The 16,578-nt window shown below is 61.1% G+C and carries 14 protein-coding genes; 3 read left to right on the forward strand and 11 right to left on the reverse strand.

The window, feature by feature from the left end:
* Positions 1–3: 3 nt before the first annotated feature.
* Both FEV51_RS01890 and FEV51_RS01895 read left to right on the forward strand, forming a co-directional pair.
* Positions 4–1,290, forward strand: coding sequence for a citrate synthase (locus FEV51_RS01890; RefSeq protein WP_138615535.1), 1,287 nt, complete (start codon positions 4–6; stop codon positions 1,288–1,290).
* A gap of 1 nt (position 1,291) precedes the next feature.
* The gene (locus tag FEV51_RS01895) at positions 1,292–1,486 is read left to right on the forward strand and encodes a hypothetical protein (protein ID WP_138615536.1); all 195 of its coding nucleotides are present in this window, start codon (positions 1,292–1,294) and stop codon (positions 1,484–1,486) included.
* A gap of 7 nt (positions 1,487–1,493) precedes the next feature.
* Here FEV51_RS01895 and FEV51_RS01900 read toward each other — a convergent pair whose 3' ends face one another.
* The 4 genes from FEV51_RS01900 to FEV51_RS01915 all read right to left on the reverse strand — a co-directional run bounded on the left by FEV51_RS01900 (position 1,494) and on the right by FEV51_RS01915 (position 5,458).
* Positions 1,494–2,900 (reverse strand): sensor histidine kinase, encoded by a 1,407-nt coding sequence (locus FEV51_RS01900; RefSeq protein ID WP_342773717.1) that lies wholly within the window; start codon positions 2,898–2,900, stop codon positions 1,494–1,496.
* Positions 2,897–3,859 carry a hypothetical protein gene (locus tag FEV51_RS01905; protein WP_171033006.1) on the reverse strand — a complete coding sequence of 321 codons (963 nt, stop codon included), beginning with the start codon at positions 3,857–3,859 and terminating at the stop codon, positions 2,897–2,899. The genes FEV51_RS01900 and FEV51_RS01905 overlap by 4 nt, the downstream gene beginning before the upstream one ends.
* 34 nt (positions 3,860–3,893) lie before the next feature.
* Positions 3,894–5,072 (reverse strand): hypothetical protein, encoded by a 1,179-nt coding sequence (locus FEV51_RS01910; RefSeq protein WP_138615538.1) that lies wholly within the window; start codon positions 5,070–5,072, stop codon positions 3,894–3,896.
* 74 nt (positions 5,073–5,146) lie between these two features.
* Entirely contained in the window at positions 5,147–5,458 is a 312-nt protein-coding gene (locus tag FEV51_RS01915) for an Hpt domain-containing protein (RefSeq protein ID WP_138615539.1), read from the reverse strand.
* A 72-nt stretch (positions 5,459–5,530) separates the two neighbouring features.
* Between FEV51_RS01915 and FEV51_RS01920 the strand changes: the two genes are divergently transcribed.
* Positions 5,531–8,149 (forward strand): coiled-coil domain-containing protein, encoded by a 2,619-nt coding sequence (locus FEV51_RS01920; protein WP_138615540.1) that lies wholly within the window; start codon positions 5,531–5,533, stop codon positions 8,147–8,149.
* Position 8,150: 1 nt separating this feature from the next.
* Here FEV51_RS01920 and FEV51_RS01925 read toward each other — a convergent pair whose 3' ends face one another.
* From FEV51_RS01925 to nuoL, 7 genes are read right to left on the reverse strand one after another with little or no spacing between them, the layout of a single operon-like run.
* Positions 8,151–8,423 carry a DUF1467 family protein gene (locus FEV51_RS01925; protein WP_138615541.1) on the reverse strand — a complete coding sequence of 91 codons (273 nt, stop codon included), beginning with the start codon at positions 8,421–8,423 and terminating at the stop codon, positions 8,151–8,153.
* 7 nt (positions 8,424–8,430) lie between these two features.
* Positions 8,431–10,080, reverse strand: a complete 1,650-nt coding sequence (locus FEV51_RS01930) for a ribonuclease J (RefSeq protein WP_138615542.1) — start codon at positions 10,078–10,080, stop codon at positions 8,431–8,433.
* On the reverse strand, positions 10,077–10,853 hold the full coding sequence (locus FEV51_RS01935; RefSeq protein ID WP_138615543.1) for a type III pantothenate kinase: 777 nt from the start codon (positions 10,851–10,853) through the stop codon (positions 10,077–10,079). Before FEV51_RS01935 ends, FEV51_RS01930 begins: the two co-directional genes overlap by 4 nt.
* Before the next feature lie 3 nt (positions 10,854–10,856).
* Positions 10,857–11,579: a biotin--[acetyl-CoA-carboxylase] ligase gene (locus FEV51_RS01940; protein WP_138615544.1), complete on the reverse strand. Its 723-nt coding sequence runs from the start codon at positions 11,577–11,579 to the stop codon at positions 10,857–10,859.
* Positions 11,576–13,039 (reverse strand): NADH-quinone oxidoreductase subunit NuoN, encoded by a 1,464-nt coding sequence (gene nuoN / locus FEV51_RS01945; RefSeq protein ID WP_138615545.1) that lies wholly within the window; start codon positions 13,037–13,039, stop codon positions 11,576–11,578. Before nuoN ends, FEV51_RS01940 begins: the two co-directional genes overlap by 4 nt.
* Complete coding sequence (locus FEV51_RS01950; RefSeq protein WP_138615546.1) at positions 13,039–14,583, reverse strand: NADH-quinone oxidoreductase subunit M; 1,545 nt, start codon at positions 14,581–14,583, stop codon at positions 13,039–13,041. The genes nuoN and FEV51_RS01950 overlap by 1 nt, the downstream gene beginning before the upstream one ends.
* Positions 14,583–16,574, reverse strand: coding sequence for an NADH-quinone oxidoreductase subunit L (gene nuoL, locus FEV51_RS01955; RefSeq protein ID WP_138615547.1), 1,992 nt, complete (start codon positions 16,572–16,574; stop codon positions 14,583–14,585). The genes FEV51_RS01950 and nuoL overlap by 1 nt, the downstream gene beginning before the upstream one ends.
* Positions 16,575–16,578: the final 4 nt, after the last annotated feature.

Below are 16,578 nucleotides of genomic sequence, written 5' to 3' on the forward strand. Positions count from 1 at the left end.
CCCGTGTCCGACAACAAGGCAAAACTCGACATCAACGGCACTGTGCACGATTACCCGGTGCTCAAGGGCAGCGTTGGCCCCGATGTCGTCGATATTCGCAAGCTTTACGGCCAGACCGGCGCGTTTACCTTCGATCCGGGCTACAAATCGACCGCCAGCTGCGAAAGCGGCCTAACCTATATCGATGGCGAAGAAGGCGTTCTTTTGCACCGTGGCTATCCCATCGGTCAGCTGGCTGAAAATTCCAGCTTCATGGAAGTCAGCTATCTGTTGCTCAATGGGGAGCTTCCCCAACAGCAAGAGCTTGATGACTTCTCCTATACCATCACGCGCCACACGATGCTGCACGATCAGCTACGCCAGTTCTACCAGGGCTTCCGCCGTGATGCGCATCCAATGGCTATCATGTGCGGCGTGGTCGGCGCGCTGTCGGCATTCTATCACGACAGCACCGATATTTCCGATCCTGAGCATCGCAAGATCAGCAGCCACCGCCTGATTGCTAAGATGCCGACGATTGCGGCGTGGGCTTACAAATATTCCGTGGGCCAGCCCTTCCTGCAACCGCAGAATGACCTCAGCTACACTGGCAATTTCCTGCGCATGACCTTTGGCGTGCCCGCCGAGGAATATGAGTTGCACCCGGCTGTTGAGCAGGCGATGGACCGGATTTTCATCCTCCACGCCGATCATGAACAGAACGCTTCGACTTCGACCGTCCGGCTGGCCGGTTCGTCGGGTGCCAACCCGTTCGCTTGTGTCGCAGCGGGCATCGCCTGCCTGTGGGGCCCGGCGCATGGCGGCGCCAATGAAGCGGCGCTCAATATGCTGAAGGAAATCGGCACGCCCGACCGCATTCCGCATTATATCGAGCGTGCGAAGGACAAGAACGACCCGTTCCGCCTGATGGGCTTCGGCCACCGTGTCTATAAGAATTACGACCCGCGCGCTGCCGTGATGCAGAAGACTGTGCGTGAAGTGTTCGATGCGCTGAACGTCAAGGATCCGGTGTTTGAAACCGCGCTGGCGCTTGAGGAAATCGCCCTCAACGACGATTATTTCCGCGAGAAGAAGCTGTTCCCGAATGTCGATTTCTACTCGGGCATCATCCTTTCGGCAATTGGCTTCCCGACCACGATGTTCACTGCCCTGTTCGCGCTGGCCCGCACCGTGGGCTGGGTCGCGCAGTGGAACGAAATGATTTCCGATCCAGGCCAGGTCATCGGCCGCCCGCGCCAGCTTTACACTGGCCCGACCGAGCGTGATTACCTGTCGATGGACAAGCGCTGATATGAAGCTGCTGTTCCAGATCTTCGGCGTCATGCTCATGCTGTCGGGTGGACTATGGGCCTTGCAAGGTCTGGGTATCGTGATGTGGCCGGCAGAGAGCTTCATGCTCGCTGAACGGTCATGGGCGCTCTATGGCACGATCACATTCCTGATCGGCGCGGCGCTGTTCTGGTTTGGCAGCCGCCGCAAACGGTAACGGGGGCCTAGCGCGGCGTGTCGCGCAGGTCCTCCGCCGCCGGCACTGACAGAGTGAAACGAGCGCCCTGCCCCAGCGCGCTTTCCACGGTCAATTCGCCATCCATCGCGCGGGCAATCCGCCGCGAAATATACAATCCCAGTCCCGAGCCGCCATCGCCGCTCCGACCAAGCCGCTCAAATTTCTCGAAGATGCGGCCCTGCTGGGCCTCGTCCAAGCCGTGGCCCTGATCGGCGACGGTAATCAAAGCGCGCGTGCCTATCCGGTCGAGCCGAATCCAGACCTGGCTTTCTTCTGGCGAATAGCGGATTGCATTGCCGACCAGATTGAGCAGGATCTGCAAGACCCGGCGAAACTCCGCGATGGCCAGCTGGCTCTCCCCCTCGGGAGGCGGAACCAGAACGATCCCTTTTTCACGCGCCCGCACGCCCAGAATTCCGCAGGCGCGGCGGGCAACATCGGCCAGCTCGATCCGGTCAGGAGCCGTCGCGAATTCTTCGGATTCTACCACTTCAAGGTCTGAGAGATCATCGATCAACGCCAGCAAATGCTGACCCGCGGTTGCGATATCGGCAGCGTAATTGCTGTATTCTTCGGCCAAGGGGCCTGCCAGCTTGGTGCGGATTGTCTCGGCATTGGCGATGATGCGATTGATTGGCTGGCGAAGCACGGGCGTCAAATCACGCCCGAAACTGGGTGCTTCGGGTTCCTGTGCGCTGTTCTGCGCCGGATCGAAGCCCAGCGGCGTCTCAGCCGTCAGATACAGTACGAAACCGGCACTGCCCGGCTGCGGCTGGCCGAGCGGCTCCAGATGTGCAGTCCAGCTGCGCGCTGATCCCGGCACGGTCAGCGTGCTGCCATCAAGCAGCCGCCAGTGCATCGGCTGATGATGCAGATTGCCCGCCAATTCAACCAGATCGGTCCAGGGTTTGCCAATCGCACCCAGCGCCTGCTCCCGCAGTTCCGCAAGATCGGGAGCCTGGGTTTCCAGCGACAAAATGTTCTGCTTGGGATCAAGCCGCGCACTGGCGTCCGCCAGATGGCGGTTGATTTCGACCCGGCGGCGCGCGGCCTCGATTTCGTTTTCGGGCGGAAGTTCTTCGGTCTGCCAGCTGACAATCGCCAGCTCGCAACCGTTTGTTTCTCCGTCCTCACCTCGAGTGGGGGTAATTTCCACCCATGCGGTGATGCGATTGTCGCCATCGGTTGCGACAAATTGCCGCGCCAGACGCAGGCCGTAGCGCCGCGCCTTTTCGACCAGTGCCAGCAGTTCGGGAATTGCGACAGTTTCGCCCAATGTGCCGCCGCAAGCCTGCTGGAGCGATGCCAGCGGCTCGTCCGCTGCGATCAGGCGGTCGCCCGCATCGACTGCACCGTAACCGAGATATTCTGTATCCACGCTCGTCATCGTCATCCGATCCCCAGCATTCCGCCCTCGGTGAGCAATTGCTGCGCCTCTGACGGGGTGACCGCCAGCACCGACTGAGGTGGCGCGGCATCAGGGTGGATGCGCATGATCACGTCTTCGAGTTCCACTCCGTCCAGACCTGCTGCGCGCAGCCCCAGCGCGAGCCTGACCAGCTGTCGCTTGTTGCTCGAAAGTATTGCCATTTCCCGCGATTGGCCCGAACGCGCCGCCAACGATGTAAAGAAAATCGCGGCGCCGGCCTTGTCCAAGACAAGCGCTTCAGTCGCGTCGTCGCCAAGCCCAGCAACAAGCCGGGCGAACAGGGCAATGCGCCCGCCGCTTTCATCAAAACCATCGCGCAATTTGGCCTCGGCGCGGATCATCGCATCCGACTGGTTCGGCCCGTTGTAATTACGCCAGCCTAGCAGGGTCTGGTGGAATAAATCGCCCGGCAATTCTGCCAGCGGCAGCTCCATGCGCTGCTGTGTCTGGGCAAACCGAGCCTGTGCGGCCAGCGCCGCCATCGCTGCGCTGGAAATTGCGCTGTCTTCCGCTGCAATCAATTGCTGAATGAGCGGCGACAGCACAGGATCAAGCCCGTATTGCGCCTCCATCCGGCTGGCGAATTGCCATTCCAGCGCCAGCGCATGGCAATGCGCCAACAGCGCCGGGCTGGCCTGTAAATGCTCTGCCAATGCCTCCCCATGCCGTTCAGCAAAGGCTTCGCGGCCGGACTGCCCCGCCGCCTGCGCCTGAGCGCGCAGAACCTGCCACGCCAGATCGTGCAGCATCCCGCGCACCCGCGCGACGATTTCGTCGCTAAACAGCGAGTGATCGGGGGTGGATAGCAAATGGCCTAGAATCGGCCCTATCTTGCCCAGCACCAGATCGCCGCGCGACAATGCATCGCGCAGGGACGCTTCCGCTGATTGATCAGCGTGCGGCATAGGGTGCGGCATAGTCATGCGTTGCGCGTAGCATCACGTGGTTAATTCGCCGTTATTCTGAGGCCGGAGGAGCGAAGAAAAGCGAGATCAGGACGGCCAGCGCCAGCACTGCCGCAACGGGCTGTACCAGTCCGAAAAAGGCCGCTGGCGCAAGCATGATCGCCAGCGTCACCCGGTCGGCATAGGTCCGCCGCCACCGTGCACGCGCCCAGCGCCTGCCCAGATGTAGCAAGCCGAACAGCACCGCAGGCACAAACAAACGCAGCCATCCTTCCGCCTCTGGCGAGGCCAGCGCGATCAGGATCACCAGAATGGGGTCAAGAAGGCCATCGACCACTCGTGCCAGCATCGTGCGCTGACCATCGGCCTTGCCGCCTTGCCCGATCCTCTCGATAACCTCGCCCATACTTGCGAAGATCGTCCCAAGCGCGGCAAAGCCCAGCCCGATGGCCGGCATTTCAAGTATCGCCAGGCCGAGCGCCACAATCCCCGCCACAGCCGCCCCGATCCACGGCACGCGCGCAGACGGCTTGCCCAGAACATCATGTGCGATGCGTGCTCCCATCCGTTCAGACACGGCGAGGCCCGGAGCGGTAAAGGGTGCCAGTTCGGAATGGCTACGGATCCAGCGCGCCTCACGTTCCTCCAACTGCGCCTGCGTCGCGTTAAGGTGCCAGGCACCCTCGTCGAGCAGACTGTGGTCCAGAACCACAGGACGCACGCCAGATTGCAGCGCAATCCGCAGCAGTGCGGAGGGAATATCGCTATCCGGCGGCAATTCGGCGAGCCGCTCCACCGCAGCGCCGCGAACAAACAGCACTCCTGCCCACGCCAGATCAGCGTCGATCCGCTCATAGCCCAGCGGCACAGCTGCATCTGCGTGAAAGGCCAGAACTGCGGGCTTTCCGGCATGGCGCAGCACCACTGCTTCATCCGGCAAAAGTCCCGGCGCGATAACCATCAGATCATCTGCAGCGGTCACCAGCCCGGCCAGTGCCAGCGGATCACGCAGCGCCACGAATTTCGCGCCCGCATTTTCGGACCGGTGCTGAAGTTCGATCACTTCGCGTCCCACCGTGCTCGCCAGACAGGCAATGGTCTTGCATCCAGTTGCCAGCGCCAGATCAAGCTGGCGTTCGACAATGCGCGCACCGCCGAAACGCATGTATGCCGGTCGCAGAGCACCCGCATTTTCACCAGTGTCATGGGTAGAGATCAGGGCAATGCGCAAGCAGCTATCCGAATGGCCTTCAGGGTTCGGCTGCTTCTAGGGAGAGGAACGCCAGGGTGCAAAGCCCCATCGTGTCAGATGGCCGGGTTCGCCTCGAATTCAGCAAGAAAATTTCGCAGTTTGGTGACAATTGTCGGCTCACCCGGAGCGGATTTTTCGGCGGTGCGGGCCAGATCAAGCAGTTCGCTGGCATGAAAACTGGCGGCCAGATCGCGCAATCTGGTGGCCGCGGCGTGCCAATTGCCATCGCATCGCGCGCGGCCAAGCAGATCGATAAGCTGCGTCGCACTGTCCAGAAAAGCGCCTTTCAGCTCGCGGCGCAGGTCAGCATCCTCGCCTGCAGCGGCAGCCAGAGAAGCGTCAAAATGGGTGAATTCATACTCCATCGCGCCCCTTGCCTAGGGCGAATGGAGTTAATTAGGCTTTAAGCATACGCCGAAAGTGATACCATCGGTATTATGACCGAGCGAAAGCATATCCGCGCCGTTGAAGGCGAAGAGACCGAGCGCAGCGCGCTGCTGACACCCGCCGAAGCCACGGTGGAGGTCGAGCGAACCGAAGAGTTCGAGCACACAGAATGGTTCGAAGAACCTGAGCCACGCCGTTCGATCAGCTGGCTTGTCCCAGCCCTTTCGGTGGCCGCAATCGCCGGTTGGACAGGATTTTTCGCTTGGGTCCACCACGCTCAGATGCTCGCCGGAGCGAGTGCAGAAGTGTGGGGCGGTTGGATTACATCATGGGCGATCCCGGTACTGCTGGCGGTGTCCTTGTGGATGCTAGCGATGCGCAATTCCGCGCGCGAGGCCGCACGGTTTGGTGCGGTTGCGCAAAGCCTTTCCGCAGAATCGGCGCTGCTTGAAGACCGGCTGGTTACAGTCAACCGCGAGCTGAGCCTCGCCCGCGAGTTCCTCGCCACCCAATCGCGCGAACTGGAATTTCTGGGGCGCAGCGCTGGCGAACGACTTTCGGAACACGCTGACCGCCTGCAATCGCTTGTCATTGGCAATGGCGAACAGGTCGAAGCCATCGCAGGTGTGAGTGTTACTGCACTGGAAAACATGGATAGATTGCGGGATAATCTCCCCGTTATCGCCAATTCGGCGCGTGATGTTTCCAACCAGATCGGCAGTGCCGGACGCACTTCGCAGGATCAACTGGGCCAGCTGATATCGGGGTTTGAACGGCTCAACGAATTCGGTGCCGCCAGCGAGCGGCAGGTGGCGTCGCTGCGTAAGCGGGTCGAAGAAGCACTCAACGCCTTTGAGGCGCAGGCCGACCAGCTTGCACTGATAGCTGACCAGCGGTTTGCAACCCTGCGCGAAGACAGCGACGAATTCCGCGGCGAACTGGATAGCCGCGAGGTAGAGGCTCTCGCCGCAATTCGTGGCCGCGCCGAAACGCTGCGCGCTGAGCTTGCGGAAACCCATGCCGCCGAAGCGGAGCAGCAGGAAGCCGCGCTGGCCGCGCTGCAAGCGCGAATTACCGCGCTTGACGAGGAATCGACCGAAGTCGCCGGCAGCATCCGCAAAGGTCAGGAGGTCGGTCTGGCCGCCTACAGCCAGCAGATCGACGCCTTGCAGCAGCGGCTGCGCGAAGTGGTGAGCGAGTTAATGCAGATTGACGCTCAGGCGCTCGATTCGTCTAATGAGAAATTGCGCACCTTGTTTGCCGAGGCCGAACGTGCCGAAGCCAGTATTGCCGAACGCCAGGCAAGTTTTGACGTCGATATGGCAGAGCGTCGCACCGCCTTTGACGCCGCAGAACAGGATGCTGCACAGCGCCTCGCTGCGCGACTGGCAGACCTCGACGCCACGATTGCAGACCGCCGTGAGGATCAGCTGGCCCAGATGACGGCGCTGGCCGAGGAGGGCGAAGCAGTCGGTAACCGGATCGCGTCGCTGGGCCAGCAATTCGCGACCGTGGCGGAGCAAGGACGCGAAGCACGCGATGTCCTGTCCGGCGGGATCGACGCCTTGAGTGCCAGGCTGACCGACAGCCGCGAAGCGCTTGACGGGACCGACATGGCAGTAGCAGCGCTGACCGACGCCAGCGTGCGCCTGCTCGAACTGATCCAGGCAAGTGCGAAGCAAACCCGCGAAGATTTGCCCAAAGCACTGGATGAGTCCGAGACCCGCCTTGCTGCGATCGAGGACAGGGCGCGTGATATCAAACAATTGGTCGATCAGGCTCATGCCTCGGGCGAAGCTCTCACCGCTGAACTACACGCTGTCGATCTCAGCCGCACGCAAGCGAACGATGGGATCGAAGCATTCCAGGCCCGCTTCGGCCAGACCGCAGCCGAGCAGCAGGAGGCGATTGCAGCCTTGCGCACAGGTGTCGCCGCGCTCGCCGATGAAAGCGCCAGCGTTTCGGAACGCACGCAAGGCGAACTGCGCGATGCCATCACGGCACTGGAAACAAGCGCCCGCAGCGCGCTGGCCGCTATCGAGGACGATCAGGCACAGCGCATCGCCGGGATTGCCGAAAAGGTCGGGCAGCAAAGCGCCGACGCCATCGACCGGGCACTGGGTGAACGCACAGAAGAAACGCTGGCCAAACTCGACGAAGCCACCGAGCGGTCAACGCAGGCAGCCCGCGACACTGCAATCCAGCTGCGCGACCAGCTTGCCAAGGTGAATGAACTGGCAGGCAATCTGGAAGCACGGGTTTCGCAAACGCGCGAACGCGCCGAGGAGCAGGTTGATAATGACTTCTCGCGACGCGTTGCGCTGATCACCGAGAGCCTGAATTCCAACGCCATCGATATTGCCAAGGCGCTTTCAACCGAAGTGACTGACACCGCCTGGGCAGGTTATCTGCGCGGCGATCGGGGTATATTTACCCGCCGCGCCGTCGATCTGGTCGACAATACGCAAGCGCGCGAGATTGCCGAGCTTTACGATGCCGATGCGGATTTCCGCAGCCATGTAAGTCGGTACATTCATGATTTCGAGGCCATGCTGCGCACGATGCTGTCCACCCGTGACGGCCATGCAGTGAGCGTCACCTTGCTGAGCAGCGATATGGGTAAGCTCTACGTCCTGCTCGCGCAGGCTCTTGAGCGGCTGCGCCAATAAATCAGTCGGCGCCGGGACCGAAGAAAATCAGATCCTCCGGCACAATCCATCCGTTGATGTAATTGAGCACGAACAGTGCCGTAAAAATCGCTGCGAGCCCGGCGGCGCGGATCGCGATCAGTCCGGGACGGAAATTGGCAGGCGCACTGTCGGCCTGCCCCGGCACCTTTTCGATGCCCATTTCGTCATGCGTCCTCACTCCAAACGGCAGCAGCACAAAGGCGCACACCACCCAGACCAGCGCATAAATCGCAACGATGGAGGTCCATTGCATCAGCGGATCACATATTCGGCATGATCACGCGCACTTGCGGGCGCTTGCCACACCAGCGCTGGGCTGCACGGCGGGCGGCGAGGCGGGCCGCTTCGTGAATGTCTTTTGCACTCTGCCGCGCGGGGCCTTTCAGCTTGGCGATGGCGGTGCGAATGTCGGACTCCGCCTCGGCAGTGAAATCGGCCAGATCTTCGTCGAGCGGAAGGCCGAGCGTGTCGATACGCGGGTTCATCTCGCCATCCAGCGCCACGATCACCACGCCTTCGCGCATGATCCGGCGTCGCATCGCAATCGCCTCACCATCTGCGGGGACGATGATGTCGCCATCGAGCACAAGACGACCGGAGCGGACCTCGGCGATCTTGCCCGGGGCACCGGGAGCAAGCCGAACGATGTCGCCATTGCTCTGCACCACCGCATCGGGAATCCCATTGGCCAGGCCAAGCCGCCCCTGTTCCTGCATATGGCGCATCTCCCCATGCACCGGCACGAGGATTTCCGGGCGCAGCCAGTCATAGAGCGCTTCAAGCTCTGGCCGTCCCGGATGGCCCGACACATGGATCATGCTCTGACGATCGGTGACCATTTCGATCCCCCGCGTCGCCAGCTTGTTCTGGATAAGGCCGATGGCCAGTTCATTGCCGGGGATCTGGCGGCTGGAGAACAGCACCACGTCTCCGCGCACCAGCGACAGCCGGTGATTTTCATCGGCAACCCGCGCCAGTGCGGCGCGTGGTTCGCCCTGCCCGCCGGTTGCCAGGATAAGCAATTCGCCGCGCGGCAGGCCCATCGCGGTGTCGAAATCGACCGTGGCGGGGAAGTCCTGAAGATAGCCGCTCTGCTGCGCAACTTCGATAATCCGGTCAAGCGAGCGCCCGGCGACGCATACAGTCCGCCCGGTTTCACGTGCCACATCCCCCAGCGTTTGCAGCCGCGCGACGTTGCTGGCGAAAGTGGTGACCAGCACGCGCTTGCCGCGGTGTCGCTGCACTTCCTCCAGCAGGCCCTTGTGGACCGCACCTTCCGAACCACTGGCAGAGGGATTGAAGACATTGGTGCTGTCGCACACCAGCGCCAGCACGCCCTCATCGCCGATCTCGCTCAGTTCCTCTTCAGTAGCGGGCGTGCCGATGATTGGATCTTCGTCCAGCTTCCAGTCGCCAGTGTGGAAAATTCGCCCGTGCGGTGTGTCGATCAGCAGCGCGTTGCCCTCGGCAATCGAGTGGGCCAGCGGGATGTAAGTGATGTCGAAGGGACCGAGCACCAGATTGCCGTGATCTTCCTCAATGATGTTGAGTTCGACCTTGCCGGCAAGGCCCGCCTCTTCCAGCTTGCGCCGTACCAGTTCGGCGGTGAACGGGGTGGCATACAGCGGCACACCCAGCTCGGCAGCGAAATAGGGTACGGCGCCGATGTGGTCTTCATGGCCATGGGTCAGCACGATGCCTTCAAGCTGGTCGGCGCGTTCTTCGATGAATTCCAGATCGGCAAAGACTAGATCGACGCCGGGATATTCATTGCCGGAAAATGTCATGCCCAGATCGACCATCAACCAGCGGCCCTGACAGCCGTACAGATTGACGTTCATGCCGATTTCGCCTGACCCGCCCAATGCCAGAAACAGCAGCTCGTCTTCAGGGGTGAAGTTCTTTTTCATCGCGCGGCACGCTGGGCAAGGATGGCCAGGCCGTCGAGCGTTAGATCGCTGTCCACGGCGTCAAACAGATCGGTATATTCATCGAACAAGATTGCGAGTCCTCCAGTTGAGACGACCCGCGCAGGACGGCCGATTTCTTTGCGCATACGCCCGACCAATCCTTCGATCAGCGAGACGTAGCCCCAGAACACTCCGATAAGCATCTGGTCTTCAGTGTTACGGCCGATCACGCTGTCCGAGCTCGGCTTTTCAATCGCGATCCGCGGCAGCATGGCGGTTTTACCGACCAGCGCGTCAAGCGACAGATTGATGCCGGGTGCGATGATACCGCCCTTATAGGCTCCGGTGAAATCCACCGCATCGAAAGTGGTCGCGGTGCCGAAATCGACCACAATCAGGTCGCCATCGTATTTTTCGTGCGCGGCGATGGTGTTGAGCACGCGGTCTGCACCCAGCGAGCTGGGCTGGTCAACATCGAGCACGATGCCCCATTCGGCCCCGGCCTGTCCCGCAATCAGCGGCTCCACCCCGAAATACTTTTGTGCCAGCACAGTCAGATTGTGGATCGCCCTTGGCACCACTGCGCCGACAATGATCTGGGTGATGTCTTCGCGCGCGAACCCTTCCAGCTTTAACAACTGGAGCAGCCACACGGCATATTCATCGCCGGTGCGGCGCGGATCGGTGGCGATGCGCCAGCGCGCCTTGATTTCGCGGCCTTCGAACAGCGCGAAAACCACATTGGTATTTCCGACATCAGCGGCGAGCAACATGGCTCAGCTCTCCTGCTTTGCGAGCATTACATCGCCCGCGTGAATGGCACGGGTGGTGCCATCCGCCAAGCTTAGCGAAAGGGCACCATCAGCGGCGAGACCGGCAAAGGCGCCGGTCAATACAGATTCACCCGGAGGCTGGACCGTCAGCGGGGTGCCGCGCGCGTGCGCCACGCTTTCCCAGCGGCGCAGCAGCGGGTCGAGGCCGTATGCACGCCACCGCTCAACCTCGCGGCCGAACGATGCGGCCAGCGTCTGTGCGAACAGGTCGCGATCGGGCGCGGGTCCGTGATTCGCCAGCGCAGTGGTCGCCCGGTCGGGAAGCTGCGGTGCAGCGGCAAGGTTCACGCCGATGCCGACTATGATAGCATTGCCCGCTCGCTCCAGCAGGATTCCGGCCAGCTTTGCGCCTGACAGCAGCAGATCGTTGGGCCATTTCAGTCGCAAGGCGGATGGATCGGCGAGCAGCGGGACAACGGCCTCATACAGTGCCACACCGGCCACCAGTGCCAGCGTGGCGGGTGCCGGATCGCGCGGAGTGACATGGACGATTGTCGAGCCCATGAAATTGCCAGCGCCATCGAACCATGCGCGGCCCTGCCTGCCCTTCCCCGCCGTTTGACGATCGGCGATCAGCCAGTCGCATTCTGGCAAAGCCTCACCGCCGCGCAGTGCGGCAGCCAGATCGGCATTGGTGGAGCCGGTTTCGGCGAGCCTGCGGATCACATTGCGAAGGCGAAGGACGCCGCCGCACGCTCAGCAATCTCGCCCAGAGGCTTCGTCAGCAGGAAGCCAAGCGGCGAGATGATTAGCGTACAGATGCCCAGCACCGCCCAATGACCGACCGGGCTTTCCTTCTCAACCTCACGCGTGGCTTCATCGAAGAACATTACTTTGATGAATTTGAGGTAGTAGAACGCGCCGATCACACTGGCAGCGATACCGATTGCGGCGAGTGCGATCATATCCGCCTGAACCGCCGCCTGAAATACCACGAACTTGCCCCAGAAGCCGAACAGCGGCGGGATACCGGCAAGGCTGAACATCAGCGCCAACAGGCACCATGCCAGCACCGGGCGCGTGGTCGACAGGCCGGAAATGTCGGCAAAGGTTTCAAGCGGGCGGCCCATCGGGTCACGCAGCATGAGCAGGCCGACAAAACTGCCCAGTGTCATCGCCACATAGATGGTCAGATAGATCATCAATCCGGCCACGCCTTCGGGCGTTGCCGCGGCAAGGCCGATCAGGATGAAACCCACGTTGTTGATGGACGAGTAGGCGAGCAACCGCTTCAGGTTCTGCTGTCCGATTGCGCCCAGCGCACCGACCACAATCGAAGCCAGCGCGGCAAAGATCACGATCTGTTGCCAACTGGCGGACTGACCAGCGAAGGGATCCATCGCCACCCGCACCAACATGCTCATCGCCGCAACCTTGGGTGCGCTGGCAAAGAAGGCGGTTGCCGGGGTCGGCGCGCCTTCATAGACGTCGGGCGTCCACATGTGGAACGGCACTGCGGACACCTTGAAGGCCAGTCCGGCCAGCATGAAGACCACGCCAAACAGCGCGCCCATCGGGAATTGGCCCGCAAAGGCTGCGCGAATGCCTTCGTAACTGGTAGTGCCGGCAAAGCCGTAAACCAGGCTCATACCGTAAAGCAGGATCCCACTGGCAAGGGCGCCAAGCACGAAGTATTTCAGGCCAGCCTCTGACGAGCGGATGTCCTGCTTCAGGAAACTGGCCAGGACATAGGATGACAGGCTCGACATCTCGAGGCCGATATACAGCGTCATCAAATCCGTGGCCGAAACCATCATCCCCATGCCCACCGCATTGAACAGCATCAGCACGGGATATTCGGGACGATAGGCGGCCTGCTGCGCGAAATAGCGCGGGGTCACGATCAGGCAGGCGATGCTGGCGAGATAGATCAGGATCTTGGCGTAACTGCCAAAGGCATCGGCACGGTAAAGCCCGCCGAACGCGTCTCCGGCGGCCTCGTTACCAGCCATACCGAGCAAGTTCACGCTGAAGGCAACCGCACCGAACAGGGCCGCTACGGTCAGAATGGTGATCAGCCGCGCTGACCGCTGGCCGCCCCATGCCGCAGCGAGGAGCAGCACCAGTCCGGTCAACGACAGGCCGATTTCAGCGCCGGTAAGATATAGCGAGGTGGCGTAGGACATCAGTGCGCCCCCTCTTCACTGTGTTCGGGTGCGATGTAATTCGCCTCTTGCGCCTTGGGCTCACCCAGCTTGAGGTGCGCATCACCAGCAGACGCGGCGCGGGCAAGCCTGGCGTCCAGCGCGGCAATGTCCGCGCGCATCGGTGCCAGAAAGCTTTCAGGATAAACACCCATCCACAGCACCGCCGCAGCGATCGGGGCGAGCATGAACCATTCGCGCGCGTTAAGGTCCGTCATCCGCGCAGCATCGTCATTGACCTGCGTGCCGAAAACCACGCGGCGATAGAGATAAAGCATATAGGCAGCGCCCAGAATGATGCCGGTGGTGCACACCAGCGTGACAGTGGTAGAAACCTCGTAAATGCCTGCCAGCGACAGGAACTCGCCGACAAACCCGCTGGTGCCGGGCAGACCGATACTGGCCATCGTGAACAGCAGGAAGAACAGCGCATATTTCGGCATATTGATCGCCAGCCCGCCGTAACGGTGGATCTCACGCGTGTGCAAACGGTCATAAATCACGCCGACACACAGGAACAGCGCGGCGGACACCAGACCGTGGCTGAGCATGACGACCATTGCGCCTTCCAGCCCCTGCACATTGAAGGCAAACAGGCCCACCGTCACAATCGCCATATGCGCGACCGATGAATAGGCGATCAGTTTCTTCATATCTTCCTGCACCAGCGCGACCAGACTGGTGTAGATCACCGCCACCATCGACAGGCCGAACACCAGCCAGGCGAATTGCGCGGACGCTTCTGGGAACATCGGCAGGCTGAACCGGATGAAGCCATAACCACCCAGCTTCAGCAACACGCCCGCAAGGATGACCGAGCCTGCGGTTGGTGCCTGAACGTGCGCGTCGGGCAGCCAGGTGTGCACCGGCCACATCGGCATCTTCACAGCGAAACTGGCGAAGAAAGCCAGCCATAGCCATGTCTGCGCCCCCGGTGCGAAGTCATATTGCATCAGCGTGGGAATATCGGTGGTGCCCGCTTCGTTCACCATCCACAGCATCGCGATCAGCATCAGCACCGAGCCGAGCAGCGTGTAGAGGAAAAATTTGTAGCTGGCGTAAATCCGTTTATCGCCGCCCCACACGCCGATGATCAGATACATCGGGATCAGTCCGGCTTCGAAGAAGATGTAGAACAGGAACATATCCTGCGCGGCGAACACGCCCAGCATCAGCACTTCCATCAGCAGGAATGCGCTCATATATTCGCCGACGCGCTTGGTGATGGAATCCCAGCTGGCCAGAATGCAGATCGGCATCAGGAATACCGACAGCATTATCAGCATCAACGCGATCCCGTCGATGCCCAGCGCATAGCTGAAGCCAGCGAAAACCTCGGCCCGTTCCACAAACTGCCACTGCGTGCCGCCGACATCGTAATTGACCCACAGCATCACGCCGAGCGCCAGATTGAACAGCGTTGCAAACAGCGCGACCATCCGGGCACTGCCCGCATTCAGGAACAGGCAGGCAATCGCACCGACCAGCGGCACCGCGAGCATGAGCGAGAGGATGGGAAACTCCATCAGAACAATACCCAGGTGATCGCCGCGACAAGTCCGAGGAGCATCACCAGCGCATAGCTATTAAGATAACCGGACTGGAACCGGCGCGCGCCGACAGAGCCTTTTTCAACGACCCACGCGACACCGTTTGGCCCGAAGCGGTCGATAATGCCGACATCGCCCAGCTTCCAGAACTGGCGACCCAGCCAGAACGCCGGCTTGACGAAAATGACATTGTAGAGCTCGTCAAAATACCACTTGTTGTAAAACAGGCGGTACACCGGGCCGAGCTGTTCGGCAGCCTTGGCCGGGATGGAAGTGTCCTTGATGTATGCCCACCATGCGGTGATCAGGCCAAGCAACATCACCACAGTCGCGGTCAGCTTCACCCACAGCGGCACAGCATGAATCTGATGCATCAGCGCTTCGTTGTAGAAAATCGAACCCTGCCAGAAACCAGCATCGTCCAGAAATGCGTGGCTGAAAAACCAGCCAGCGAAGATCGCGCCAAGGCTCAGCACACCCAGCGGGACAAGCATTGTCAGTGGGCTTTCATGCGGGTGATAGCCGCCGGTGGTATCCGCCCCAGCCTCTTCAGGCGTTTTGTGAACGCTGTGCTGGATATGCTCGCTCTCAATCCAGCGCGGTTTGCCCCAGAAGGTCAGGAACATCAGGCGCCAGCTGTAGAAGCTGGTCAGCAGTGCGGCGAAAGCGCCCATCCAGAAGGCGAAATTGCCCATCTCGGTCCCACGACCGAAGGCCGCCTCAAGAATGGCGTCCTTGGAATGGAACCCGGCAAAGCCAGCATGGAGCCAGTAAATACCGACACCGGTGATCGCCAGCGTGCCGGCCATCATCGCCCAGAAGGTGAACGGGATCTGCTTACGCAGGCCGCCGTAATACCGCATGTCCTGCTCGTGATGCATGGCATGGATGACCGAGCCTGCACCAAGGAACAGCAGCGCCTTGAAGAAAGCGTGGGTGAACAGGTGGAACATCGCCGCGCCATAAGCGCCCACGCCAGCGGCAAAGAACATATAGCCCAGCTGCGAACAGGTCGAATAGGCGATGACGCGCTTGATATCCCACTGCGTGGTTCCGACAGTAGCGGCGAAAATACAGGTCGCCGCGCCGATGAAGGTCACCACGCCCAGTGCAATCGGAGCGGTTTCGAACATGGGCGACAGGCGGCACACCATGAACACGCCCGCGGTCACCATCGTGGCGGCGTGGATCAGGGCAGAGACCGGCGTCGGCCCCTCCATCGCGTCAGGCAGCCAGGTGTGCAGGCCCAGCTGCGCCGACTTACCCATCGCGCCGATAAACAGCAGGATGCACAGCACATCCATCGTGTGCATCCGCAAGCCGAGGAAGCCGATGGTCGCTCCGCTCATGGCAGGTGCAGCGGCCAGGATTTCGGGGATCGATACCGTTCCGAACACCAGAAAAGTGCCGAAGATACCCAGCATAAAGCCCAGATCGCCCACGCGGTTGACGACAAACGCCTTGATCGCTGCCGCATTGGCGCTGGGTTTGCGGAACCAGAAACCGATCAGCAGATAGGACGCCAGCCCGACCCCTTCCCAGCCAAAGAACATCTGGACAAGGTTATCGGCGGTCACCAGCATCAGCATGGCGAAGGTAAATAGCGAAAGGTAGGCGAAGAACCGCGGTTGGTCCGGGTCTTCGTCCATATAGCCCCAGCTATAGAGGTGGACGAGCGCGGAAACTGTGGTGATCACCACCAGCATCACCGCTGTCAGAGTATCGACCCGTAGCGCCCAATCGAACGCCAGATCGCCCGAACGGACCCATTGCAGCACCGGCACCACCGTCGCAGTCAAATCGCCCGCGACGAAGCCGAGGAAGATCGGCCAGCTCAGCGCGCAACTGATAAACAGCGCCGCCGTGGTCACCGCCTTGGCAAACACGCTGGGCGCGGCCTTGTTGGTCAGCCCGGCAATGAGCGCGGCCAGCAGCGGGAAAAAGACGATGATGAGGATCGAGTTCACCGGT

The organism is Qipengyuania marisflavi (assembly GCF_005884405.1).
In the GTDB taxonomy this organism is placed as follows: Bacteria; Pseudomonadota; Alphaproteobacteria; order Sphingomonadales; family Sphingomonadaceae; genus Qipengyuania; species Qipengyuania marisflavi.